Consider the following 2,252-nt stretch of genomic DNA (forward strand, 5'->3'; position numbering starts at 1 on the left):
CTGCGATCGCACCGCACCTCTCGCGATCGCGACTTAATTCGGGATGGAGACACGATCGCTCAGATCTCGGCTCAGTTAGAACGTGATTTAGGTCCTGCTGAGCTTGCCCTAACGCTTCGCAGCAGTAGTCGTCGGGTTGTCGCTGTGAATGGCGAAACCCTGCGCCGCCAACTGGATTTTCTGGGCGTTCTCAACGTCGTGCAGTTCTCCAGCTTGGACCTAGATTTGGTGCGCGGGGGACCGGAGCAGCGACGCACGTGGCTTGACTCGCTGCTGATTCAGCTTGAACCTGTTTATGCCTATATCTTGCAACAGTACAACCAGATTCTGCGACAGCGGAACGCACTGTTGCGAGGTCTGCGCGGCGAGGAAACGGGAGATGGGGAAATAGCAGGATGGGAGGAGGACGAGCCGTCGGAACCTGAACTGGGTCGATCGCAAGAGCTTTCGTTGTGGAATGCTCAACTAGCAGCAGCGGGAACTCGTGTGATCCGGCGGCGGGCAAGGGTGATCCGGCGGTTGGCTCCATTGGCAAACCACTGGCATCAAGCGATCAGCGGCAGGACCGAGGATCTCGACGTGCGCTATGCCCCAAACGTACCAATGCAGGAAGACTCACCGGAGCAGGTGCAGCAGGCGTTTTTACAGAAGTTTCAGGAGCGGACGATCGCGGAGCAATACCAAGGCACCACGCTGGTTGGTCCTCATCGTGACGAAGTAGAGTTCACAATTAATCAAACCTCAGCGCGGCAGTACGGCTCCCAGGGACAGCAGCGCACTCTGGTTCTGGCACTAAAGCTTGCAGAGCTGAAGCTAATCGAAGAGGTGATCGGAGAGCCGCCGCTGCTGCTGCTTGACGATGTGCTGGCAGAACTCGATTTGCATCGGCAGAATCAGCTGCTGGAAACGATTCAGGAGCGCTTTCAAACTCTAATTACAACCACGCATCTTGGCGCGTTTGATGCCCAATGGCTGCATTCGTCGCAGATTTTTTCAGTCAAAACAGGGCAGTTGTCCGCTGAGTAAGAGAAGCACAAGCCGCTGCACCTATACGCGCTGAGTCGGCTTGAGGAACAGCCAGCTGACAAAGAAGAAACACGCGACAACGAGTTGGGTAAAATCGACTGGCGATAGATAGCCATCGGAGAGCAAGGCAATGCTGCGATCGCTGATTCCAAATACCCAACAGGAAACGCCTAGAAACCAAATACCCTGCTTGAGATTGCCTAAAAACGGGTAGAGATGAGCGGATGGCTTGCTTTCCATGGGTTTAGTGCTGTCCTTTAGCTTGAGATGAGCGTCACAGTGTGCTGAATATAGGGGGCTAAGTATGGGGAGATTAATTCACCTTCCTGCTTGAGGTCTATGTTAAAAAATATTTTTAAGGGTTGCCATAGATCCCTAGAGATATTAGAGAGATTTCGGTCAGTTCTCTGGCGTGATAGCCGAGTGGTTAATCTGCGCGATCGTATCTGCCTCGATCGTGCTTATTTGAAGTGCTAGCCTGAAAAAGTCGTCTTCTCTCTCGTGGTAGAGTAGCAACGCTGTATGACTGAACCATCAAAAACAGGACTTGCCCACTCCGTACTGAGGGTGCCAAGCGGATTTGTGGCTGGCGCAACCTATCCCTTGCAGGCTGCCCTTCTGCTAGCACGATCGCCCGCATTGTGGAGCTTTGTAGCCGTTCCTGTTCTGGTTAATTTGATTCTGGGCGTGGTTCTATATCTGGGTTTGCTGTTTCCAGCGTGGGGAGCGATTGCCGCTTGGACAGGCGGCTTGCCCATCAGATTAGCCAACTGGGTAGCGGGATTGCCACCTTGGGCAGCGCGTATTCTTGGCTGGCTACCAACCGGAGCCTCGTTTGTAGATGAAGTACTGAGTGGGCTATTGGCGATCGTCTTGCTCGTCTTAACTGGCTTGCTTCTCGTTCAGTTTGGGGCCATTTTGGGTGCGCCATGGTATGGCAGCTTGGCAGAACGCATCGAGCAGCTTCGTCTAAAACAGCTACCACCGACAGAACCGCAGACCGTGACGCGAGCGTTGTACGACATCTGGCGGGCATTAACCTTTCAGGTGAAGAAGCTGCTGCTGGCAGGCGCGATCGGGATTCCCCTCTTTTTGTTGAATTTGGTGCCAGGAATTGGAAGCGCGATCGCTAGCGTTGGCGGTATTGCCTTAGCCGCGCTGCTCGTCGGCTTAGACTTCTTTGACCCACCTTTAGAGCGTCGTCGGTTCAGTTTTCGAACCAAGCT

3 protein-coding genes are annotated in these 2,252 nt (G+C 53.8%); 2 read left to right on the forward strand and 1 reads right to left on the reverse strand.

What is annotated here, in order from left to right:
- Positions 1 to 1,026: DNA replication/repair protein RecF (recF, locus tag H6F43_RS08580; RefSeq protein WP_190342379.1), on the forward strand; the 1,026-nt coding region annotated here is incomplete at its 5' end.
- A gap of 21 nt (positions 1,027 to 1,047) precedes the next feature.
- Here recF and H6F43_RS08585 read toward each other — a convergent pair.
- On the reverse strand, positions 1,048 to 1,266 hold the full coding sequence (locus H6F43_RS08585; RefSeq protein WP_190342380.1) for a hypothetical protein: 219 nt from the start codon (positions 1,264 to 1,266) through the stop codon (positions 1,048 to 1,050).
- A 282-nt stretch (positions 1,267 to 1,548) separates the two neighbouring features.
- Between H6F43_RS08585 and H6F43_RS08590 the strand changes: the two genes are divergently transcribed.
- Positions 1,549 to 2,252 (forward strand): EI24 domain-containing protein (locus tag H6F43_RS08590; RefSeq protein ID WP_190342381.1); only part of this gene is annotated, 704 nt, incomplete at its 3' end.

Origin of the sequence: Leptolyngbya sp. FACHB-36, from assembly GCF_014695955.1 — a bacterium.
GTDB lineage: Bacteria > Cyanobacteriota > Cyanobacteriia > Leptolyngbyales > Leptolyngbyaceae > FACHB-36.